The 23,916-nt window shown below is 46.3% G+C and carries 18 protein-coding genes; 12 read left to right on the top strand and 6 right to left on the bottom strand.

The features are described from left to right. Window positions 1–6 precede the first annotated feature (6 nt). Both L3V32_RS18300 and L3V32_RS18295 read right to left on the bottom strand, forming a co-directional pair. A complete protein-coding gene (locus tag L3V32_RS18300; RefSeq protein WP_237284856.1) occupies window positions 7–399 on the bottom strand; it encodes a ribosome recycling factor family protein in 393 nt (130 codons plus the stop codon). 3 nt (window positions 400–402) lie between these two features. Further along, the gene (locus tag L3V32_RS18295) at window positions 403–1,272 is read right to left on the bottom strand and encodes a LysR family transcriptional regulator (RefSeq protein WP_237284855.1); all 870 of its coding nucleotides are present in this window, start codon (window positions 1,270–1,272) and stop codon (window positions 403–405) included. Between the two features lie 105 nt (window positions 1,273–1,377). On the opposite strand from L3V32_RS18295, the gene L3V32_RS18290 reads away from it, so the two are divergent. Both L3V32_RS18290 and ansB read left to right on the top strand, forming a co-directional pair. Continuing rightward, entirely contained in the window at window positions 1,378–2,634 is a 1,257-nt protein-coding gene (locus tag L3V32_RS18290; protein WP_005373814.1) for an adenylosuccinate synthase, read from the top strand. 370 nt (window positions 2,635–3,004) lie between these two features. Next, the gene (ansB, locus tag L3V32_RS18285) at window positions 3,005–4,069 is read left to right on the top strand and encodes an L-asparaginase 2 (RefSeq protein ID WP_237284854.1); all 1,065 of its coding nucleotides are present in this window, start codon (window positions 3,005–3,007) and stop codon (window positions 4,067–4,069) included. A gap of 84 nt (window positions 4,070–4,153) precedes the next feature. Here the strand turns inward: ansB and L3V32_RS18280 are convergent, their stop codons facing one another. Next, window positions 4,154–4,990, bottom strand: coding sequence for a pyruvate, water dikinase regulatory protein (locus tag L3V32_RS18280; protein WP_005392709.1), 837 nt, complete (start codon window positions 4,988–4,990; stop codon window positions 4,154–4,156). Window positions 4,991–5,241: 251 nt separating this feature from the next. Between L3V32_RS18280 and ppsA the strand changes: the two genes are divergently transcribed. The 4 genes from ppsA (at window position 5,242) to tyrS (ending at window position 10,906) form a co-directional block, all read left to right on the top strand. Further along, window positions 5,242–7,614: a phosphoenolpyruvate synthase gene (gene ppsA / locus L3V32_RS18275; protein ID WP_226420388.1), complete on the top strand. Its 2,373-nt coding sequence runs from the start codon at window positions 5,242–5,244 to the stop codon at window positions 7,612–7,614. Window positions 7,615–7,784: 170 nt separating this feature from the next. Beyond that, on the top strand, window positions 7,785–8,564 hold the full coding sequence (locus L3V32_RS18270) for a hypothetical protein (RefSeq protein WP_006741381.1): 780 nt from the start codon (window positions 7,785–7,787) through the stop codon (window positions 8,562–8,564). A 193-nt stretch (window positions 8,565–8,757) separates the two neighbouring features. Then, complete coding sequence (locus tag L3V32_RS18265) at window positions 8,758–9,564, top strand: response regulator transcription factor (RefSeq protein WP_046876144.1); 807 nt, start codon at window positions 8,758–8,760, stop codon at window positions 9,562–9,564. A gap of 82 nt (window positions 9,565–9,646) precedes the next feature. After that, complete coding sequence (gene tyrS / locus L3V32_RS18260) at window positions 9,647–10,906, top strand: tyrosine--tRNA ligase (protein WP_237284853.1); 1,260 nt, start codon at window positions 9,647–9,649, stop codon at window positions 10,904–10,906. A gap of 78 nt (window positions 10,907–10,984) precedes the next feature. Here the strand turns inward: tyrS and L3V32_RS18255 are convergent, their stop codons facing one another. Further along, window positions 10,985–11,344, bottom strand: a complete 360-nt coding sequence (locus L3V32_RS18255; protein ID WP_181869521.1) for a DUF6559 family protein — start codon at window positions 11,342–11,344, stop codon at window positions 10,985–10,987. 112 nt (window positions 11,345–11,456) lie between these two features. Here L3V32_RS18255 and L3V32_RS18250 point away from each other — a divergent pair, with 112 nt between their 5' ends. From L3V32_RS18250 to L3V32_RS18230, 5 genes are all read left to right on the top strand, one after another. Next, window positions 11,457–12,338 carry a LysR family transcriptional regulator gene (locus tag L3V32_RS18250; RefSeq protein ID WP_005392703.1) on the top strand — a complete coding sequence of 294 codons (882 nt, stop codon included), beginning with the start codon at window positions 11,457–11,459 and terminating at the stop codon, window positions 12,336–12,338. Window positions 12,339–12,442: 104 nt separating this feature from the next. Next, window positions 12,443–13,525, top strand: coding sequence for an efflux RND transporter periplasmic adaptor subunit (locus L3V32_RS18245; protein ID WP_237284852.1), 1,083 nt, complete (start codon window positions 12,443–12,445; stop codon window positions 13,523–13,525). A 10-nt stretch (window positions 13,526–13,535) separates the two neighbouring features. After that, window positions 13,536–16,598 (top strand): efflux RND transporter permease subunit, encoded by a 3,063-nt coding sequence (locus L3V32_RS18240; protein ID WP_237284851.1) that lies wholly within the window; start codon window positions 13,536–13,538, stop codon window positions 16,596–16,598. Continuing rightward, window positions 16,595–18,097, top strand: a complete 1,503-nt coding sequence (locus tag L3V32_RS18235) for an efflux transporter outer membrane subunit (RefSeq protein WP_237284850.1) — start codon at window positions 16,595–16,597, stop codon at window positions 18,095–18,097. The genes L3V32_RS18240 and L3V32_RS18235 overlap by 4 nt, the downstream gene beginning before the upstream one ends. Window positions 18,098–18,282: 185 nt before the next feature. Then, complete coding sequence (locus L3V32_RS18230) at window positions 18,283–18,537, top strand: hypothetical protein (protein WP_046875806.1); 255 nt, start codon at window positions 18,283–18,285, stop codon at window positions 18,535–18,537. A gap of 101 nt (window positions 18,538–18,638) precedes the next feature. Here L3V32_RS18230 and L3V32_RS18225 read toward each other — a convergent pair whose 3' ends face one another. Then, window positions 18,639–21,047, bottom strand: a complete 2,409-nt coding sequence (locus L3V32_RS18225; RefSeq protein WP_237284849.1) for a glycoside hydrolase family 2 protein — start codon at window positions 21,045–21,047, stop codon at window positions 18,639–18,641. A 304-nt stretch (window positions 21,048–21,351) separates the two neighbouring features. Here L3V32_RS18225 and L3V32_RS18220 point away from each other — a divergent pair, with 304 nt between their 5' ends. Then, window positions 21,352–22,938: a BCCT family transporter gene (locus tag L3V32_RS18220; RefSeq protein WP_005392697.1), complete on the top strand. Its 1,587-nt coding sequence runs from the start codon at window positions 21,352–21,354 to the stop codon at window positions 22,936–22,938. A gap of 62 nt (window positions 22,939–23,000) precedes the next feature. Here the strand turns inward: L3V32_RS18220 and L3V32_RS18215 are convergent, their stop codons facing one another. Next, window positions 23,001–23,729: a UTRA domain-containing protein gene (locus L3V32_RS18215; protein WP_046873801.1), complete on the bottom strand. Its 729-nt coding sequence runs from the start codon at window positions 23,727–23,729 to the stop codon at window positions 23,001–23,003. Between the last annotated feature and the right edge of the window lie 187 nt (window positions 23,730–23,916).

Below are 23,916 nucleotides of genomic sequence, written 5' to 3'. Positions count from 1 at the left end.
TCTACGCTAGAGCATTTCCTCTTCAAACCGAGCTGCTCTGGCTTGCGCAATCGTACAGTGCGTTTCTGTCATCAACTCCGCCAAGGTGATATTTGGGTTTTGCACCACCAACCGAATCAGTTTTTCTTCCAACGGTTCCAGTTTGTCCTGATGAACGGATAACCCTTTCTCCAACTTATTCATCACAAACCTTAGCTCTTCACACTGTCCTGCTTTTAGCTGATCAAGTAACGCTTTTAAGTTCAAAGCTTCTCCAGAAACTTGCCAATGACGAGAGCGCCTAACTCGCTTAACGTCACACCCACAATCCGCCGCAATGACTTTAATGCGTTTAGCATTCTCACCGCCAATGCGATGAATCAGAGAGGGCAGCGAAACAATAATGTCGTCATCTTTCATCCGTTACTCTCCCACCACTGACACATTCTCTCCAACCCAAGTGAGTAGCTGTTTGGCGGCTTTGGAGAGCACCTGATTTTGGCGCACAATGTAGCCGAAATCGGTGTTTGGAAAACTAGGCAAAGGCGTGACTTCTCGGGAAAGCGTTAACTTCGGATCAAGAGAGAAATCCGGCACAATGGCGGTACCAAATCCTGCTTCTGCCCAGTCGATTTGTGCTTCCACACTGCCCACTTCCATCACGCGATGCTTAGGCAGATTTAACTCAGGTAAAGACGCATCAATCAGCTCTCGGGTTCGAGTATCGTGCCCTAGCAGAATCAGCGTTTGGCTCTCTTTTCGATTGTCCTGCCACTCAAAAATGTTATCGCCAAACGCACACCAGTGAATCTGCGTGAGGGGCGTAAAATGCAGCGGTTGACTCTCTTTTTGTGCGATAACAAAGCCGATATCGGCACGCGCACTTTTCACCAAGTCCACTGCTTGAGAAGACGTGGTATTGAACAATGCCAAGTCGATACCCGGGTATTCACTTTTGAATTGCTGAAATGGTTTGATAAGCAGTAAACGTGAAACGATATCGCTCGCCGCAATAGAAAGCGTTCCTTGCGTAAGATCGTTGATGGCATTGAGATCCGACTGACAAATTTGCAGCTCATTGAGCATTCGCTGCGCCGTATCTAACAAACGCTTTCCCGCTTGTGTCAACTGCACAGGATTTCGCTCAATCAATTTCGTGCGCGTGGCCTGCTCCAACTGCTTGATATGCAAGCTGACGTTCGGCTGTGTCATGTGCAGTTCCGTCGCTGTTTTGCCGAAATGCTTTACCTCTGCAAGAGTTACGAAGGTTCGCAGCCAGTTCAAATCTAACATTGCCAATTCCGATATGAGATTCTTATCAAGTTAATGAGTATAATTAATTTCTCTTATTATGGCGAACATCTTAAGATTTTTGCATCTGTTTTTGGAGATTAAATTATGTCGTCTATCGTTGTTGTGGGTGCAAACTGGGGTGATGAAGGCAAAGGCCGCATCGTTGACTTTTTGGCAGAGCAAGCTTCTGCAAGCATTCGTTTCCAAGGTGGTAACAACGCGGGTCACACCGTGGTTAACGACCTAGGTACGTTTAAGCTGCACCAGCTACCAAGTGGCGTTTTCAACCCAGACTGTTTGGCAGTATTAGGTCCGGGTATGGTTATCAGCCCTGCGTTGCTGTCTCAGGAGATTGCGGAAGTTGAAGAAGCGGGTGTAAAAGTGAATATGTGCATCTCTGATCGCGCAACACTGTGTCTACCTCTACACGCACTAGAAGATACGCTAGAAGAACAACGTTTAGGCGACAAAGCATACGGCTCAACTCGTCAAGGTATTGCACCTGCGTACGGTGACCGCGTAATGAAGAAAGGCATCCTAGTTGGTTGGTTGAAGCAACCAGAAGTATTGGTTGAACGCCTTCAATTCATGATGGATTGGAAACTGCCACAACTGCGTGCGCTTTACCCGACGTTCGAGTTTGAACAAACCGCTGAAGAACTGGCGAACTGGCTGCTAGAAGTCTCTGCACCTTGGCGCGATTCAATTTGCAACGTAACGCTTCCTCTAAAAGAACTACAAGCGAAAGACAAAACTCTATTGTTCGAAGCGCAGCTTGGCGCGGGTCGTGACCTTGTTTACGGTGAGTACCCTTGGACAACATCTTCTAACGTTGTATCAATGTACGCGGGTATCGGCAGTGGTCTTCCAGCACTTCGTCCTGAACGCGTTATTGCGGTTGCAAAAGCATTCAGCTCATCAGTAGGTACTGGTACGTTGATCACTGCAATGGAAGAGCAAGATGCTTTCCGAGAACTTGCAGGCGAGTTCGGTGCAACTACAGGTCGTCCGCGCGATATGGGTTACTTCGACGCAGTCGCTACGAAGAATGGCGTTGAACTGCAAGCCGCAACTGAAATTGCACTAACGAAAGTAGACTGTTTGACTGGCCTTAACGATCTGAAAATCTGTGTTGGCTACGAAGGCGACCACAGCGAAAACCCAATCTGGCCTCAAACTGCATCTCTTGCGCCAATCTACGAGAAGATGGAAAGCTGGAGCGAGGACATCACAGGTTGTCGTAAGTTTGAAGAGCTTCCAGTAGCAGCACAAAAATACGTTCTACGCATTGAAGAACTGATGGGCGTACCAGTAAAAATGGTCTCTGTTGGTCCTGGTCGTGAACAAATGATTATGCGATAAGATGTGAATTAACACATCATTGGCAAGCGGCTTTTATCTGTTCCGGGGTAAAGCCGCTTTTTTTTACACTGTAAACTTTGAAGAAATTGCACTTCTCAATTCGTGTTTAGTAACCTAATCGCGCCTACCTTCCCTCTTTATTTATCAATCAATAGATTAGAGCATATAACGCATTGTGCACGTTATTAGTACATCTCACTTGTTAAAGAAGCACGTTATTTAAGTTAATTGTTTGAATTAATGTTCTTTAACTGATTGCTTGATCACGATCTTCATCTGCAATTTGTTGAACTAGTGCTCAAAAAATCTAACCCGCTGTTTTTAGGATAGATGAGTTCCCCAACATCCAACCTAACAGCAGGTGATTCCCATGACGAAAAATCTTTTCCGCCTCAGTACAATAACTCTCGGTTTATGCATCAGTTCGTTCTCTTTCGCGCAATCCGATCTTCCGAACATTAAAATCCTTGCCACTGGTGGCACCATAGCAGGCGCAGGTCAATCTGCGACAGAGTCAAACTACACCGCAGGTAAAGTCGGTGTCGAATCATTGATTTCTGCCGTTCCGAGCATGACCAACATTGCCGATATTTCCGGAGAGCAAGTGGTCAGTATTGGTTCACAAGATATGAATGATGAGGTATGGCTTAAATTAGCCAAACGCGTCAACGAACTGCTCGCTCAAGATGATGTTGACGGTATCGTCATTACTCATGGTACCGATACATTAGAGGAAACCGCTTACTTCCTTGATCTGACCGTCAAGAGCAAAAAGCCAGTCGTGATTGTCGGTGCAATGCGTCCTTCCACCGCAATGAGTGCTGATGGCCCAGTTAATTTATACAACGCCGTCGTGACAGCAACCGATGAAGATTCTGAAGGGCGCGGCGTGTTAGTCGCGATGAATGACACTATATTCGATGCGCGAGACGTAACTAAAACAAACACCACTTCCGTCAGTACTTTCCAGTCACCTAACTTTGGCCCTATCGGCTACATTCATAATAGCGATGCCAAATATCAACGAAGCCCAGAGCGTAAACACACCACAGAAACACCATTCGATGTATCAAAACTCAACACACTACCTAAAGTAGGCATTGTTTATAACTATGCAAATGCGTCGAGCTTACCAGTCAAAGCCTTTGTGGATGCGAAGTTTGACGGTATTGTAAGTGCTGGTGTGGGTAATGGTAACTTGTACCACACGGTCTTTGATGAGCTAGAAAAAACGAGCAAAAATGGTGTTGTTGTTGTAAGGAGCTCTCGCACACCAACCGGCTCAACCACTTTGGATGCTGAAATTGATGACGACAAATATGGCTTTGTTGCCTCAGGCACACTAAACCCACAAAAAGCACGTATCTTACTGATGCTGTCACTTACTCAAACCAAAAACTATCAAGACATCCAAAAGATGTTCCAATACTATTAAATCATTCTGTGTAAGGCATCTTTAGATGCACAAGAGGAGGAGTTACTCGCCTCCTCCTGCACACGACGATGTTGGTGCCCCTTGTTAACCAAACAAACGGCGCTTCATCCCTGCTTTTTCAAGAATACGCGTGGTGATCTCTTCCACAGAGAGAGAGGACGTATTGATATATGGGATCGCCTCTCTTCTAAACAACGCCTCTACGGTGTCTAGCTCCAGCTTACACTGCTCAGTACTGGCGTAATCACTTCCAGACAAACGATTCTCACGGATTTCAGTCAAACGTTCAGGGTCGATAGTAAGCCCGAATAATTTATGACGATGGATCTCAAACTCAGGCAACAAACGCATCATCTTCACATCTTCCGCAATGAACGGATAGTTCACGACACGTAAACCAAACTGCATCGCCATATATAGGCTGGTGGGGGTTTTTCCGCTGCGCGATACTCCAAGTAAGATGATATCGGCTTGTTCCAGCCCTTTTAGCGTGATGCCATCATCATGCGCCAATGTATATTCAATGGCCGCGATACGATCGAAATAGGTATCGGAATCTTTCCCCACACTGCGAGAACGTTGCAACTTGGGTTTTGGCGCCATCTGAATGTCGTCTTGCACTTTCTGTACAATGCTTTCCAACACATCGTAGCTGTATGCAGGCGCTTCCAGCAGCATTTCACGTACGTCTGGCACCACGATAGAGAAAAACACCAGAGGTTTGACGCCATTGCGTTGGTAGGAAGTTTCAATTTCTTTTACAACGTCAGCAACTTTGTCCTGGCTTTCTACGAACGGAAAGGTTTTTTCGTTAGGAATGAACGGAAATTGACCGAGAACAACATGCCCTAATGTCTCACATGTTATCGCCGTACCGTCAGAAACATAGAACACATCACGACTTTGGTTATTTATTTGCATTTCTGTTTAATTTTTCAAAATCTTTTGAGTAGGATGGTAAACATAATATTAATAAATCAGTTTGGCTTTCAGTTAGGTTCACCACAGCTTTAAAAATTCTTTTGAATTTTTTTCAGCCAGAACGTAATCGTTTGCCTTTGATATCAATCTAAATGAAGCAATGTATGGTCAACGTGTAATAACAGCCAACATGCGATTGTTTAGAGCGATTTAAGTCCCCCTACTAAGCTGCAATGTTTCTGGAGAAAGACATGCAAAAGAACACCCTCTGGTTCAATGGCCTATCCATGGATGATGTCGACAAAGTCGGCGGTAAGAATGCTTCACTTGGCGAAATGGTTTCTAACCTAGCGAACGCAGGCGTTTCTGTACCAAATGGTTTTGCGACAACCTCATACGCGTTTAACCAATTCCTTGACCACGAAGGTTTGGATGAGCGTATTCACCAATTACTTGATGAACTAGACGTTGAGGATGTGGAAGCTCTGCGTAAGACAGGTGCAACCATCCGTCAATGGGTATTAGAGGCCCCTTTCCCTGCGGACCTTGAACAAGAAATCCGTGAAAACTACCAAGAACTGATTGAAGGCAACCCTGAGCTTTCAGTCGCAGTTCGTTCATCTGCTACGGCAGAAGACCTGCCTGATGCCTCTTTTGCTGGTCAGCAAGAAACGTTTTTGAACGTGAAAGGCATCGACGCAGTACTAGAAGCAACTAAGCACGTTTACGCTTCTCTATTTAACGACCGTGCGATCTCTTACCGTGTACACCAAGGTTTCGACCACCGTGGTATCTCGCTATCGGCGGGTATCCAACGTATGGTGCGTTCAGACAAAGCTTCTTCGGGTGTAATGTTTACGCTTGATACTGAGTCTGGTTTCGACCAAGTTGTCTTCATCACCTCTTCATGGGGCCTAGGTGAAATGGTCGTTCAAGGCGCAGTAAACCCTGATGAATTCTACGTTCATAAGCCAATGCTTGAAGCAGGTGAGCACCCGATCGTTAAGAAAACATTTGGTTCTAAGTTGATCAAAATGATCTACTCAAACAACCAAGAGATCGGCAAACAAGTTGATATCGTTGATACTTCTGATGAAGAGCGCAACACGTTCTCACTGAACGACGAAGAGATCAAAGAGCTCGCCAAACAAGCGATGATCATCGAGAAGCACTACCAGCGTCCAATGGACATTGAGTGGGCAAAAGATGGCATCGACGGCAAGCTGTACATTGTTCAAGCGCGTCCTGAAACCGTATGTTCACAAACGGAACAAAACGTGATTGAGCGCTACGAGCTACAGAACAAAGCAGATGTTTTGATTGAAGGTCGTGCCATCGGTCAACGTATCGGTAAAGGTGCAGTACGTTTGGTTGACTCTCTGGACCAAATGTCATTGGTTCAAGAAGGTGATGTGTTAGTTACAGACATGACTGACCCAGACTGGGAACCAGTGATGAAGAAAGCTTCTGCTATTGTTACCAACCGTGGCGGACGTACTTGTCACGCAGCAATCATTGCTCGTGAACTTGGTATTCCTGCAATCGTTGGCTGTGGCGATGCGACAAGCAAACTGACTGATGGCGCAACAGTGACAGTATCTTGTGCAGAAGGCGAAACGGGTTACGTTTACCAAGGTGAACTTGAGTTTGATGTAAAACGCTCTTCTGTTGATGAACTGCCACTACTGCCGACCAAAGTGATGATGAATGTGGGCAACCCAGATCGCGCATTCGACTTTGCTCAGATTCCAAACGAAGGTGTTGGTCTTGCTCGTCTAGAGTTCATCATCAACAAGATGATCGGTATTCACCCGAAAGCATTACTTAACTTTGATGCGCAAAGCGATGAGCTAAAAGCAGAAATTAAACAGCGCATTCGTGGTTACAAAGATCCTATCGATTTCTACGTGAGCAAGCTGACTGAAGGCATCGCGACTATCGCTTCTGCTTTCTGGCCAAAACGCGTCATCGTTCGTATGTCTGACTTTAAGTCGAACGAATACAGCAACTTGGTTGGTGGTAAAGCCTACGAACCGCATGAAGAAAACCCAATGCTCGGCTTCCGTGGTGCGTCTCGTTACATTTCTCCAGTGTTTGAAGATTGCTTCGAGTTAGAAACTCAAGCTATCAAGCGCGTTCGTAACGAAATGGGTCTGAAAAACGTTGAAATCATGATCCCATTCGTGCGTACACCAAGCGAAGCAGCATCAGTGATTGATTTACTAGCGAAGTTTGATCTGCGCCGTGGCGACCAAGGTCTTAAAGTCATCATGATGTGTGAACTGCCATCCAACGCGGTACTTGCCGATGAGTTCTTGAAGTACTTTGACGGCTTCTCGATTGGTTCAAACGACATGACTCAGCTAACGCTTGGTCTGGACCGTGATTCTGGCGACGTGGCACATCTGTTTGATGAGCGTAACGCAGCAGTGAAAATCATGCTGAAAATGGCAATAGACGCAGCAACCAAAGCTGGCAAGTACGTGGGTATTTGTGGTCAGGGCCCATCAGATCATGAAGATTTGGCGGAATGGTTGATGGAGCAAGGCATCAGCTCTGTTTCACTAAACCCAGACACCGTTATCGATACTTGGTTACAGCTCGGTAAAGTTAGCAGCAAGTAACGCGCTAAAAACTCAAGCCCTCACACTCCCCTTGTGAGGGCTTTGTTATTCATACGTCATTTCGCAATCAGTTCGTGATTCCTCTCTCAAGATCGCCATTTAGTCAATTTCATTATCAAAGTCTGATGACCTAGAATGAATGATGTATCGACAACTCCAGAGAGAATTTGATGAAAAAGTCTATCGCACTCATTACCACATTGATGCTCCTAGCATCTCCCGCTTACGCAGATTGGGATGATATTTCCAACAAAATGTCTGAGCTAGGCGAAGCGGTTTCTGATACTGCGCAAGATGCTTGGGACGATACCAAAGCCTTTTCAAAACAAGCGTGGCAAGATTTCACGAACTGGTCCGAGGAAGCAATCAATACCGCGGGCGAGTGGACAGAAGCCAGTATTGAGAAAAGCAAAGAATGGATAGATGCAGCCGACAAGAAAATTGATGAACTGATGGAAGGCGACACGCCAGAAGAAGCTCGCCAAGCCGTAGACTTAATGGCGGATAGTGCTTTACTCAAGTTGTTTAATGAAAAGCCGGAGGCCAAAGCCATTTACGACAACGCTTACGGCTACGCGGTTTTTGATTCTCGTAAACTGTCTTTGTTGTTTCACACCAACTCAGGGTCAGGTGTCGCAGTCAATAAGGAAACAGAAAAACGCACTTATATGAATATGTTTGGTTTGGGCGTCGCACTTGGGGCTGGCGGCAAGTTTTACCAACAAGTGATTCTGTTTGAGAGCAAAGAAGACTTTGATACGTTCGTCAACGAAGGATGGGAAGCGACCAGTGAAGCCTCTGCTGTAGCTGGCGAAGACTCAGAGCAACTTTCAAAACAATTTAACAGTGGCGTCGCCGTTTATCAGTTGAATGCAAAAGGCTTGCTCATCGATGCCAACGTGTCTGGTTCTAAATATTGGGTTAACGAAGAGCTCACCAACTCGCAGTAACGCATAGCAACTAATCGCTTAAACAGAACGGTTGTTATGCACCCTTATCAATAAGTTAACGCAGCTATGACTCCTCAAAACTGAGTACTTGTGCAACTTTCTCATGGGAAGTCACCAGAAGATGGTGACTTCCCTTTCTCGTTGGATGGCTTTTCGTTATGCTTGCCCAAAACCATCTGCGATTCGGTATCCCATGCCTGACAATAACTTTAATAATCTGCTGGCAGAAGCAATTTCTGCTCTTAATACGCCTAACTTTACTCCTAAGCTTATGCGTGTCATTCGCACTCTTTTTCATTTTGATTGCGCGGTTATTTTAGGTTATCGAGAAGGTAAACATCCTATTTATCTCTACGACTCGATTGAGAACGAGCGAGAATTACTTTTTCAACGCTACCTTACCGATTCATTTCAAAATGACCCTTTTTTTCTCAAACTAAACGAGACAAAGCAACAAGGCGTATTTACGCTCAAAGACGTAGCACGCAAAGGCGTTGATTTTACTTCCTACTGCGAACAGTTCTACCATCAGACAGGGTGGAAAGACGAACTGAGCATGCTAGTCGAAGTCGAACCTGGCCGTTGGGTCATGTTGTACTTCGGGTATATGAATGATGGAAAATACTTTTCTCAACAGCAAATCAATAAATTAAAGCCCTACTTCCCGATAATTCAATCGCTTTGTCAGCAGCACTGGAAACAAACGGAGTTTACCTTTTCTGAGCCTGTTTTTGCCCAGAGTGCTTATTCTGGCAGTATGCGATTAGCCATTGAGCAAGCTTTAGCAACATTTGGCGTAGAATCACTCACTCGTCGCGAGCAAGAGGTGGCTTCACTTCTCGCTCAAGGGTTTGACACCAAAGAAATTGCCGCGCGGTTACACTTAGTGCAAGGCACAGTCAAAAATCATCGAAAACGCATTTACTCGCAGTTAAATGTGTCTTCATTGAGTGAGTTATTCCAGCTTTTCCTCAATCACCTTATTCTCCATTCAAGATAAAAAACTGTCCCTTAAGGGATATATCGACAAAAGGTGTCGCGTTTTAGTCTGAATACAACAACCACTAAGACAGACAAAAAGAATGACGACACCATTACTGCAAGATTTACAAGATCGTGGCTTGATCGCACAAGCCAGCGATTTGGAAGAAATTCAGACACTTCTCTCACAGCCACAAACCGTTTACTGCGGCTTCGATCCTACAGCAGGCAGCTTGCACATCGGCCACCTCGTGCCTTTGATTATGCTTAAGCGCTTTCAAGATGCCGGACACCAGGCTATAGCCTTGATTGGCGGCGCAACGGGCATGATTGGCGACCCAAGCTTTAAAGCGACCGAGCGCAGTCTGAATTCTTCAGAAATCGTCTCAGGTTGGGTTAACGATCTTTCTAATCAAATTCAGCAGTTGATGAATCACCAACTGACCAAGCCAATGATCATGGTGAACAATGCTGACTGGATGAAAGCGATCAACGTCATCGACTTCTTCCGTGATGTAGGTAAGCACTTCTCGATCAATACCATGATCAACCGGGAGTCGGTAAAACAACGTCTGCAACGCCCTGACCAAGGTATCTCCTTCACCGAATTTAGCTACGCTCTGCTGCAATCGTACGATTTTGCCGAGCTAAACCGTCAATACGGTTGCCGTCTGCAAATCGGTGGCAATGACCAATGGGGAAACATCGTCAGCGGGATCGATTTAACTCGTCGTCAAAATGGTGAGCAAGTATTTGGCTTAACTCTGCCGCTGATCACCAAATCCGATGGCACCAAATTTGGCAAAACCGAAGGCGGCGCAGTATGGCTAGATCCTAGCAAAACCTCACCTTACGCCTTCTACCAGTTCTGGCTTGGCGCAGAAGACGCCGACGTTTACCACTTCTTGCGTTACTACACGTTCTTGAGCTGCGAAGAAATTGCCAGCATTGAAGCGCAAGACCAAGTAAGCCAAGGCAAGCCACAAGCACAACGTATTCTCGCTGAAGAAATGACGCGATTTGTGCATGGCGAAGACGGCCTATCTAGTGCCGAGCGCATCACTCAAGCACTGTTCAGCGGTAATGTACAACAACTGAGTTTAGGTGAATTAAAACAGTTGGAGTTAGATGGTTTACCAAGCATTGAGAGCACACAACAAGATTTGATTGAGCTATTGATTGAGTCGGGCTTAGCAAGCTCGAAACGTGTTGCGCGCGAACACATCAGCAACAACGCCATCAGTGTAAACGGTGAAAAAGTGTCGGCTGATAACCCGAGTTTAAGCTTCCCACTGTTTGACCAATACTGGTTACTACAGCGCGGTAAAAAGCACTTCTGCCTCGTAAAGCGTGCCGCTTAACAAAGCATCGGAGTGACACCTCACAAGGCAAAGTGATATAGCGAGTTAACTGACAAGACTTTATAAGGTTAGCTCGCTCTAGTATCGGCTGTGCATACCAAAATGATGAGACATTCCATCTTCCATTCGGCCGCCTTTCCAGCCACCAGCACCGAATAAATTAAGCACATCTTGAGCGGTATAATCGGCACCAGCAAAGAAGTCATTCGCCACATCAGAGCGGATCGCTTGCAACTCTGGTTGATTTTCCAAATCAAGATCTTGCGGATTCGCGAACAGCGCCAACGCAATTTTTTGTTGGCACGAGCTTAACTCGCTGGTGCTCGTCTTTACCTGACCGACGGAAAAGTACTCACGACTGCCGTATCCCACCACCAATCTGGTACTCATTAGCTTAATCACTTTCTTAATGCGGCGACGTTGTATAAATCTCAACATGTTGAAGCCCTTATTTATATTTCGATAATTAATAATAAGTTTTGTATACCACACATCAATACTCTAGAGTGTCAGGGTTTAGCACGGCGCTCAAAGAGTATGGAGTTCAAGAGTGAAAATTGACGATCTAAAACTGTTCACCAAAGTCGTCCAACTTGGTAGCTTTACAGCGGCAGCCAATGCTTTGGACTTGCCACGAGCAAATGTTAGCCGACGCATTGGAGAACTGGAACGTTACCTCGGAACGCAACTTTTTCACCGCACCACTCGCAGCCTTTCGCTGACAAACAAAGGCGATGCCTACTACCAAGATCTGCAAAAAGTGCTCACCTTACTTGATTCGGCAAACCAGCAAGCCAGTAACGAAAGCATCGAGGTCAGAGGCAAAATCAAACTTGGCCTTCTGCCAGAAACCTATGAACCTCTTCAACCCATTTTGTTTGAATTTCAGGATCAATATCCGCAGGTTGAGCTCGACATTCGCAATATCAACAATGGCTTTATTGATATGTTTCAGCAGGGGTTGGACATCGCGCTGCACGGCGGCATGCTGTTTGATTCAGACATTGTCGCCAGAAAGATCTTAACGCTAGACCGATGTGTCGTTGCCTCACCGAACTATCTTCAAACTCACGGCACGCCCGCTACATTAGAAGAGTTGAGCGATCATCAGTGCATTTGTTTTCGTTGGCCAAATGGCAATGTCGACAACCTTTGGCATTTTCAGGAACAAAACGTAGCGCTCAAACCGAAACTCATTTCCAACAACATCGGCTTTATCAAAAGCTCCACAGTGCTTGACCGCGGCATTAGTTATATCCCAAAACTGTTGGTAAAAAATGAGCTCGAATCCGGTGCATTGGTGCAAGTATTGTCTCAATATGCCGTCACAGAAGAAACGGGGTGGTTGCTCTACCCTAAGCCGAAAACGCTGAACCAAGCTAGTCGATTACTTATTGAACACTTGTGCAATAAAATACCAAAACTTTTGTAGTTTACATTTATTGTCATAAATTTTGTGACATTGAATCATGCGTACGCATGATTATCTGAACATCTGTGAATTATAAGATGGCGCCGAAATTATGGAGCCATCTTATGAATCATCAAATCAAAACCGCTGCGCTGAGCACTATCGCGCTCTCTCTACTCGGCTGTAATCAAGCTCAACCCCAGGTTGAGGAGCCAAGCGCATCCAGACCCGTTCAAGTAATTGAAGTCAACGAAAGGAATGAAGAACTCAACAAATCATTCAGCGGGATCGTAAAAGCAAAAGAAACCGCCTCACTCTCTTTTCGTGTACCTGGCACCGTGGAAAGCGTGTTCGTAAATAAAGGCAGCTTGGTAGAAAAAGGCCAAGTCATTGCCACGCTGGACAAGCACGATTACCAAGTCTCACTAGAAGAATTACAAGCACGTATGTTAGAAGCACAATCAGCACACAAACTCGCGAAAGCCGAGTTAAAGCGCGTAAAACAAGCGACTTCTGATGATGCCATTGCCAGCGTAAACTTAGACCGAGCCATCAGCAGCTACGAGCGTAGCCTCTCTGCTGTCAAAGTGGTTGAGAAAAACATCCAACGTGCAAAAGATGCCCTACGTTACACCACTCTACGTGCGCCATTCACTGGCATTGTTGCCGACGTTTCTGTTGATCCACATGAGCAAACCTTGCCGGGCGGCAGTGTTGTGTCAATTCAGCAAGAAGGCAGCTGGGAAGTCGACATCGACGTGCCGGAAAATATGATTGCGCAATTCGCACTAGGTCAGCCAGCATCGTTGACTTGGTATGATTCGGAGCAATCCTACCGAGCAACCGTGGCAGAAATCGCGCCGAAAAAGCACCTGCTCAAACAAACCTATACCGTCACGCTAGACATCGATTCCATTTCCAGCGCGCTATTCAACGGTAAAGCAGTCACGGTAAATACCGCGCTCAACACCAGCAACTCAAGCCATTGCTTCCCTTATTCTGCAATTTTGGGGGAGAAACAAACTCTGCACGTGAATGTGGTTCGTGATGCGGTTATTCATTCAGAGCCGGTCAATCTTGACTCTATCGACGCATACCAAGCGTGTGTGACCGGAAGTTTTGAGCAAGGCGATTATGTGGTGATCAGCGGTAGCCATTATCTGAGCGAGGGCGATGCCGCCCCAAACCTGACCATCAAGACGTTGTAGGTGCGAATCCATGATCAATTTAGCTGAATTCGCGATTCGCCAACGTAAGTTCGTTCTGTTCTTTATCGTATTGAGCGTGATCGCTGGCATCTATTCTTACTTCGACTTAGGCAAGTTGGAAGACCCGAGCTTTACGGTAAAAACTGCGGTAGTCGTGACCCTTTATCCGGGTGCATCTGCCGAAGAAGTCGAACACCAAGTCACCGATACCGTGGAAACCAAATTGCAGGAAATGGCAGAGTTAGATCGCTTGCGCTCATTGTCTCGCCCCGGTTTATCTATGGTCTTTGTTGACCTCAAAGAGAGCCTTAATTCCAAAGCACTTCCGCAGGAATGGGACTTATTGAGACGCAAAGTAGACGATGTAAAACTGCAGTTGCCTTCCAGCGCGCAGATCAGCGTAGTGCAAGACGAGTTCTCTGAAGTCTACGGCATGCTTTTCTCTATCCACAGCACAGATGCTGCACCAGAAGAGTTGCGTCGCTACGCCGAAGATCTGCAACGCCAAATCAAAGCCGTCGACGGCATCAAAAAGATCGAGCTACACGGCGTTCAACCTCGCGTTGTACACATCGATATGCCAGACGAGCGCTTGGCTCAATATGGTTTATCGATCGCACAAGTTTGGAACCAACTGAGCACACAAAACAGCACGTTCGAAGCGGGAAAATTCGATGCAGGTACAGAGCGTATTCGTATTGCGCAAACCAGTGAGTTTCAGTCTCTAGAAGACATCCGCAATTTAATCATCAATGGTGGCACCGACGAGTTTGGCTCGGGGTTGATTCGTCTTGGTGACATCGCCGACATCACCATGGGTTATCAAACACCAGCATTGGCAGAAAACCGCTACAACGGAGAGCCCGCAGTCACCTTGGCGGTGAGCCCAGTTCAAGGCATTAACGTAGTGTCACTTGGCGATACGATTCAAGACATCATCGCTAACTACCAGGCAACGCTGCCGCTGGGTGTCGACATCTCGACCGTTGCTTATCAACCTGAAGAAGTACAAAAGTCTATCGACGACTTTGTTGGTAACCTGCTTGAAAGTGTCGCGATTGTTTTTGTGGTGTTGTTGGTTTTCATGGGCTTTAAGAGTGCGACCATCGTTGGCGCAAGCTTGCTCCTGACGATTTTGCTCACGCTTGTATACATGAACATCGCCAGCATCGATTTGCACCGTGTCTCGCTAGGTACGTTTATTCTCGCACTGGGCATGTTGGTGGATAACGCCATTGTGATCACCGATATGATGATCGCTAAGCTCAACAAAGGTATCGAGCGAACTCGCGCCGCGATTGATTCCGTCAAAGAAACCGCCGTGCCACTTTTAGGTGCAACTGTCATCGCGATTATGGGCGCAAGCCCAGTGTTGTTCTCCAAAACCGACTCCGCCGAGTTTGCGAGCTCTGTGTTCTACATTGTGGCGTCGTCACTGTTGCTTTCATGGATCGTCGCGATGACGTTTACGGTATTAATGGCGTGGATGTTCATCAAGCCAAAAGCTAACAGCGAAGAGACCAAACCGAGCCGTTATAAACAGTTGGTATTCTGGACGGTGGACAACCCGCGTAAAGCATTAGCCGCTTTGGTTCCGTTGATTTTAGTCACCGCCGTGGCAATCCCGTATGTGGCCGTGAACTTTATTCCTCAGTCGGATCGCTCAATTGTGTTTCTCGATTACTGGCTACCCAATGGTGCCAAGATTGAACAAACCTCGGCAGACATGCGCAAAGTTGAAGAATGGTTGGTCGCACAACCAGAAGTGGAAAGTATCTCTAGCTACGTCGGCACCAGTGCACCTCGCTTCTCGGTAACGGTAGAGCCTGAGCCACTCGACCCTGCCTACGGCCAGATTCTGATCAACACCAAAGACTACGAGAGCATCAGCCACTTGGTGACGCGTGGTGATGATTGGCTGAAAAAGGCGTTTCCGGATGCCGAACCTCGCTTCCGAGCGCTGAAGCTGGCAACCAAAGATAAGTTCGCGGTTGAGGTGCGTTTTTCTGGTCCGGATGAAACCGTATTGCATCAACTAGCGGCGGAAGCGAAAACGATTTTTGCTTCAAACCCTGATGCAAAATACATTCGCGATGATTGGCGCCAAGAAAGCAAAGTGCTCAAGCCGATTCTAAACCAAGACAAAATGCGTCAAGCAGGCATTAACCGCGCCGATGTCGCTTTCGCGCTAAAACGTGCATCAGACGGCATGCCGCTCGGACAAATGAACCTGAATGATGAGCTGATTCCAATTCAGTTACGTGGCACATCGCAAAACATGGCGTCACTAGAAACGCTACCTGTGCGCTCGCTACTTGGCTTTAACAGCGTTCCGCTTGGTCAAGTGGTGGATGGATTCGAACTGGTCACCGAAGAGAGCATGATTTGGCGACGCGACCGCGTGAAAACCATCACGGTTCAAGCGGGTGTGAGCCGAGACTCCACACCAGCGAACGTTAGAAATGCCATTAAAGATCAGGTTGAAGCTATCCAACTTCCGGCGGGTTACAGCATGGAATGGGGCGGCGAATATTACGATGAAGACAAAGCGGTCACCGACATCATGAAGCAGCAACCAAAAGCAATGCTGATCATGGTGATCATCCTAGTCGCGATGTTCAACGGCTTTAAGCAGCCAACCATCATCCTCGCAACGCTACCACTGGCAGCATCAGGGGCTGTGTTTGCTCTGCTTGGATTCGATAAACCATTTGGCTTTATGGCGCTGATCGGAGCCATCACGCTGACCGGGATGATCATCAAAAATGGCATCGTACTAATGGATCACATTGAGCTCGAACGCACAAATGGCAAGAGCTTGTCTGACGCGATCAAAGAAGCCACGGTCAACCGTACTATGGCCATTTCTATGGGTGCGTTAACGACCGCGCTCGGCATGATCCCGCTGCTATCAGATCTGCTGTTTGACCAAATGGCGGCAACCATCATCGGAGGCTTGGCGGCCGCAACCATATTGTCACTGTTTGTCATGCCGGCACTGTATCGCCTTGCTTATAAAGAAAAAACACCATCCACACAAACCAACGCTGAGCTAGAGGAGGCGTCATCGTGAAAAAATTCATTCTAACGCCTGTCGTTCTAGCCCTGAGTTTAGCAGGTTGTGCAGTGGGTCCTGACTATCAAGTACCGACCACCAGTATGGCAGAAACCTACTTGAACGCCGAAAATGCAGGGTTGAGTACCGATTCACAACACGTTGAGTTTTGGTGGACTAAGTTTCACGATCCGGTGTTGAATCAAATGATTCAAGACATGCAGAGCCAAAACATTCCGCTGAAAGTGGCGGCCGAGCGGGTGAAAATGGCCAACAACTATAAAACCATGGTGGAGTCATTCAAGGTACCGACAATTAATCTCGGTGCGGGTTACATGAACTATCAGTTCAGTAAAAATGACTCTTCACTCGGTCCGATATTGAATCCACTCAGTGATTCCGTGTCGGGTCTGCCACCTCAAATTGGTAACGTCACCCTAATGGATAATCAGCACGATGGCGTATTTGCAGGCGCGAGTATCGCTTGGGAGGCTGATCTGTTTGGGCGCATCGACCGCCAAGCGAACGCGGCGCAAATTCGTCTCGAACAAGCTCAGATCTATCAAAGCGGCTTGAACACGGTGATCACAGCGGATTTGATTCACAACTACTTGCAATACCAAGGCGCGAGTGAGCGCCTTGAATTGGCAAAGTCGAACTTAGAAGATCAACGACGCACACTCGACCTCGTCGGAAAAGTCGTGCGCAGCGGCTACGGTTCTGATCTCGATTTAGCCCAAGCGAAGGCCACACTTGCGGCAATGGAATCGCTCGTTCCGCAGTTAGAGATTGCACAACAAGCGCACCAACATCGTTTAGCAGTATTGCTTGGTGAGCCGCTAACGCAAGTCGAAATTCGCCTGTCAAAGCAGCATAGTGTACCTGTCATGCAGGACATGGTGCCGGTCGGTTTACCTTCCGATCTGTTGAAACGTCGTACCGATATTCGCTTAGCCGAGCGCGAAATGGCCGCGCTCAATGAAGAGTTAGCAGCAAGCGTTGCTGATCAATATCCGAAGTTCTTTTTGACGGGCGCTCCGGGGTTGTCGGCGTCAAGCTTTGACGATCTTTTCAGTAGCGATTCTTTCGGTTGGATGGGCGCGGCAGGCGTAAGCTGGAACTTGTTCGATGGGGGGCGTGGCGAGGCAATTGAAGCCATCAACCAAGCGCGTTTTGATTCGGCGACATTGTCTTATCAACATACGGTAGAGGCGGCTTTGGCAGAAACCGAATCCTCGCTGTTTGCTTATGGTCGCAGCCAAGAAAATCAGCGCCGAATCGATGAGGCATTGAAAGCCACCAATAACGCCGTCAACAAAGCCAAGTCACTGTACCGAGCTGGCTTGATTGATCACTTATCAGTTTTAGATGCGCAACGTCAGCAACGCATGATGCAAGATCAGCGAGTCGCAGCAAAGTTACAAACCGCACAAGCTACGATTGCGCTCTACAAATCACTTGGTGGTGATTGGACGCTACAACCAGAAGCACAACCCGAAACGAATGCCAAAGGTTAGGTTTCTTACAAGCCTCACACCTTTGCATCACAACGGATGCCGTTAAATCGGTTAAAAAGAGGCCACTTAGATGGCCTCTTAGTTTGTGAGGCAAATATTTCTACCACCTATACCCTCTCTCGGTTGTATAATACAGACTCTGAAATATTTTGTTACGTTACCTAGGTAACACCTGAGATTACAACATGAACAACAGCAGATGGGTCGGCTTTATAGGCGGCACGATTGTCTTACTTAGTACCTTTATCCTCTTTGGATCTTCCGTCCACGCTGCTTGGTACCGAATCCCTGCGGAAGCCATTCATGGTATCGCCTTCACTCTGGCTTTTGGTTTAGGGTTAAACAGCCTACTGGCGTACGCGACAGCAATGCTTACTCTCGCAGCGCTATTCTACATAGGTTTTGTTGTTGGCTACCGTATTCACCAGAAACTTAAATAAACTTCTGTCTCAACCTGAGCTTAATAACGGATACTTGATAACTAAAAAGGGAGCAAAGGCCCCCTTCTCAGATATCAGCATATAGAGGTTCTATGCCCGTTTTAATCATTAAGGTGGTATACCCTCAACGACTGTTGCATGCCTAAAACATCATCACCTAAATACTCAACCGTCATTGGAACGTTGGTCAGCAGAGTAAAACTGGAGTCACTGAACCTGCCATCAACATCACTTTCCAAATGAACAAAAAACGTAGGCTTGTCAGCAATCAATGTAATTTGGCTTCCTTCAATAGAGACATCAATATTGGCTTTTGCCATAGGCAAGGTTTTTAGCTCGTGAGTACTAAACCATGTGTTGCTTATTCTGTCTTCACCGATTTGCGCTTCAACATAGAAGAAGCCTGACGTAAGTTCATCCTTCTCAACCGATTCATCCAATTGCCACAAAATCGTATTGCTGTCTGCTATGACTGTTTGTTCTAAGCTCCAACATTGCTTTTCTTCCCCTTGCCAATCTACCCACTTGAGCAGTGCGTTGACGCTTGCGGGCTCTTTGGCATCATTGAGCAAATGCAGGCTCAACTTGCCTGTATGCTCGGAAAATACCAAATACTGCGGCGCAAAAAAGCGTTTTGCATGGTAGTGCAACTGCTTCCAACGACCACTGTATTCCAAGCTAGACCAAGAACTGACAGGCCAGTTGTCGTTGAGTTGCCAATACAGCATACCGCGACAAACTGGAGAAATGGCACGCCAATGATCGCACGCAGTTTTGATCGCGATTGCCTGCTGAACTTGGCTTAAATACAGCATGTTCTCGAATCCAGAGGGAAAACGGAAATAACGCGTGAACATCTCTGTGATGATACTGTTACCACGAGGATTCTTCTGATGTTGTTCAAAGGTTAGGGACGTGATATTCCAATCTTGCTCCGGGACAAACTGCTTAACTTCTGCAAAAGACGGCCAAGATTGAAAACCAAACTCAGAGCAAAAACGAGGATTCACGTCAAGGTAGGCATTGAATGATTTTCCTGAGTGCCAAACGTCCCAAAAGTGCATATCGCCTTTACTATCATCATGCCACGCGTCACCGAAATCCAGTTCACCATTACACGGGGAACTTGGCCAGAAACGACGAACGCTATCTTGTTCGGTAATCACCTGCTCAATCATGCGGTTGAGGCGATCGTAGTTAACCGTGTATTTGACTTTATTGTGCTTAGATTCTTCGTACCACCCAATAGCTCCAATCACTTCGTTGTCACCACACCAAAGCGCTATTGATGGGTGCTCTTTAAGCCTAGGAATTTGGTATCGAAGCTCATCTTCGACCTCTTTTAAAAACTCGTCGTTTGATGGGTACAGTGAACATGCGAACATCATGTCTTGCCACACTAACAAGCCGAGCTCATCACACAGATTGTAAAAGATCTCGCTCTCGTACTGACCTCCGCCCCACACACGTATCATATTCATGTTGGCGTCAACCGCACTTTGCAAAAGGTTGCGATAACGTGTTTCGCACTCTCGCCCCGGCATTGCGTCAATAGGGATCCAGTTGGCGCCTTTGGCATTAATTGGTACGCCATTGACGATAAATTCCATCGCAGAGCCATGTTCATCAGCTTGGTTATTTAGGGTTAACTGACGCAAACCAACGTTGCGCGTTAACTTTTGCTCTCTGCAAGAAATGGTAATGGGGTAAAGATAAGCTTCGCCATAACCCGATGGCCACCAGCGTTTAGGCTCCGAAATGTGGAACTGGCAATGATAGTGACCACTTCCTTTTGTTTGAATACATTGACGCTCACCATTAAATTCAACAATCAGTTCATGGCGTTGACTGTCCGTTTCCACTTCAACTACTACATCAAGAAACACACTCTCATCGGCTTGCCATTGCTGCTCTGTCGAGAAGCCTTTGAGCCAAAGCTCATTCACAATGTCGATTTGAATGGGGTCGTAAATACCCGATACCATCAAGCAAATGCCCCAGTCCCATCCGGAATGACATTGCGTTTTTCGGATCAAATTCATGTGCGGAATTTGATTATTTCCCATTGCGGAAGGGATTGGGAAAGGCAATTTTTTAGCACGTTCCACACCTTCTATATCGACTCTTGCGAATTGAACAAGAACAGTATTTATGCCCTGTTTTAAATAAGGTTTGATATCAACTCGTTGTTGAGTAAACATGTTGCTGCAAGTTAGTGCTAACTCACCATTAATATAGAAGGTTGCCAAGGTATCGACACGAGTTAGCGTCATCCAAACTTGCTTGGCAGACAACGTAAACGCGTCGACTTCAAACTCACGCGAGATATGCCACTCACACTCTTCAATCCAACGAACTTTGTTTTCATTATCGGCAAAATAAGGATCCGGAATGCGCTCTGCTTGTAAAAGCGCCGAAAGATTATCGCCCGGAATAGACATTGGAATTTCAATATCGGGACGCTGTGGCGAGGTAAGTAACCACTGTCCATTAAGTTCGAAGTGAGCCATTGAGTAAACCTCAGTTTGGAGAAGAAACATGTTTGCTCAATGTAATCCTGAGTAATCCATGCAAAAACAAGGGAAATGTTATTTACATACGAAATGCGGTGCACTTCACGTAAAAACACTTTCCTTTGATCTCTACCCAAAAATCAGCAACTTGGCTAACCTGTTAAAAATTAATCGAAATCTAAGGTTATATTTGCAACTTCGACATGTTAACATCATCGGCTTTTTGAACATCCTCACACTTTTCGTCGAAACGATGTGAGGGGAAATGCACGGCTTCATAGCCCTAAAAAGCGAAGTAATTATGTCAAATATGACGAATGCCGCCTCCCACACAGCGCCTATTCAGGATGCTGACTATTCTGCTATTCATCCCCCATCTCTGCTCAAGCGCCTCGAACTCACCAATCCTGTCTTTTGGTTAAGTGGTAGCTTCCTCACTCTATTCGTTTTACTTGCCCTAACGAATACCGACTCTCTAACCGCAATGGTTAACACCGGCTTCGGCTTTGCTACTAAATATTTCGGAGCTTACTGGCAAGTACTGCTTCTTCTGAATTTCCTTATTGGTTTGGCTCTCGCGTTTGGTCGCACTGGTTATGTGCGTCTAGGTGGTCTAGCGAAACCTGATATTGATAACTTTAAGTGGTTGTCAATTGTACTCTGTACCCTACTTGCAGGTGGTGGTGTGTTCTGGGCCGCTGCTGAGCCTATCGCGCACTTTGTGACTGCCCCACCTTTATACGGTGAAGCTTCACCGAAAACTGCCGCAATCAATGCTCTATCTCAGTCTTTTATGCACTGGGGCTTCTTAGCTTGGGCGATCCTTGGTGGTCTATCTTCCATTGTCTTAATGCACTTGCATTACGATAAAGGCCTGCCTCTTAAGCCGCGTACTCTGCTTTACCCTGTGTTTGGCGATAAAGCCATTAAAGGCTGGATTGGTGATGTTGCTGACGCATGTAGCATTATTGCCGTAGCAGCAGGAACCATCGGTCCTATCGGCTTCTTAGGTTTACAAATTAGCTACGCGCTAAACTCATTGTTTGGCCTGCCAGATACGTTCGTAACTCAAAGCATGGTTATCATGGCAGCGATCCTGATGTATACCCTTTCCGCACTAAGCGGTTTGAGCAAAGGTATTCAAATCGTCAGTCGTTACAACATTATTTTGTCTGTGCTGTTAATTGGTTACATCCTGTTCTTTGGACCGACAAGCTTTATTGTTGATGGCTATGTACAAGGCGTTGGTCGCATGGTAGATAACTTCTTCCCAATGGCGCTTTACCGTGGTGATACGGGCTGGCTAAGCTGGTGGACAGTATTCTTCTGGGGTTGGTTTATCGGTTATGGCCCAATGATGGCGATCTTTATTGCTCGTATCTCTCGTGGTCGTACAATTCGCCAATTAATCATGTCTATTAGCATCGCGGCACCGCTGATTACTTGCTTCTGGTTTAGTATCGTTGGTGGCAGTGGCCTTGCGTTTGAACTTGATAACCCTGGTTTGATTTCATCTGCGTTTGAAGGCTTTAACTTGCCTGCAGCACTGCTAGCGATTACCGGTGAATTACCTTACCCAATGATCATTTCGGTTCTGTTCCTGATCTTAACGACAACATTTATCGTGACGACGGGTGACTCAATGACTTACACAATCAGTGTAGTAATGACGGGCTCAACAGAACCAAACGCAGTGATTCGCTCATTCTGGGGTTTGATGATGGGTATTGTCGCTATTGCGCTTATCTCAATGGGCTCTGGTGGTATTTCTGCATTGCAGTCTTTCATTGTAATTACCGCCGTGCCTGTGTCTTTCATTTTGCTGCCAAGCATTTGGAAAGCGCCTGGCATCGCAAGTAAAATGGCAAAAGAGCAAGGACTAGTTTAAACCGCCTCTCTAACCAATATGCGAAAAAGAGCCCTTCATTGGGCTCTTTTTAATTCTGCGCTTTATCCTACGCTATCAATGCGAATCATCACTGCATCTGGACGCCAATACTCGAATTCGCAGTCCATTAATTTGCCATCTTGTTTGTAGTTTACTCGACGAATTTTCAGGACGGGTTGTCCTTCAGCTAGGTTCAACGCCTTAGCGACATGAGCAGGCGCTGACGTTGGAATCACATCAAAACGAGAGCGCTTTGTCTCGTAGCCATACTTCTCACGATAAATACCTGTCAGTGACATGGTGAGGTTCTCGGACAATATACCTTCAAACAGTGCTGCTTTGAGTATATTTTCAACAAACAATACCGCTCGCCCATCAATAAAACGTAACCGTTCAATCACATAAATTGGGGTAATTCGCTCAACCTCTAACGATTTTGCATACTCACCTGCGGCCATTTCACTTCGTACGTTGAGTAATTTGGTTTCCGCAATACGATGCTGCTCTCGAATCATTTGATGGAAGTGAGAACGAGACAACGGGTTGTAACAGATACGCTCCGGAGATACGTACCAGCCACGACGCTCTTCTCGGTAAATCAGGCCTTCGGTTTCCAAAGACACCAACGCATCTTTGATAGTGATTCGAGTCGTAGAAAATAGTTCACTGAGCTCTCTTTCTGATGGCAATTTTTGTCCTTCCGACATGATGCCGGAAAGAATCTGCTGCTTTAAGCTGCTTCTAATTTTTCCTAATTGGGTACCAAATTGGCTGGTGCCTGTCGCTCTCATTCTGATCTAGTCCAACGATAATTTGATGAACAACATAAGGCGTGTACGTAACAAAAATATGACATTAATCAACAGAACACATATTGAGCGTATGAAATATAAGTGCCATAGAAATTCACAAAAACTGTCAAATTACTTGCGCTAAATCGTCACATTCCATCCATAGCATACAAAGCGAACTTACTGA

Origin of the sequence: Vibrio sp. J2-4, from assembly GCF_021728155.1 — a bacterium.
Lineage (GTDB): Bacteria > Pseudomonadota > Gammaproteobacteria > Enterobacterales > Vibrionaceae > Vibrio > Vibrio diabolicus.
The sequence above is the reverse complement of the archived record's forward strand: the minus strand, read 5'-3'. Positions and strand labels throughout refer to the sequence as shown.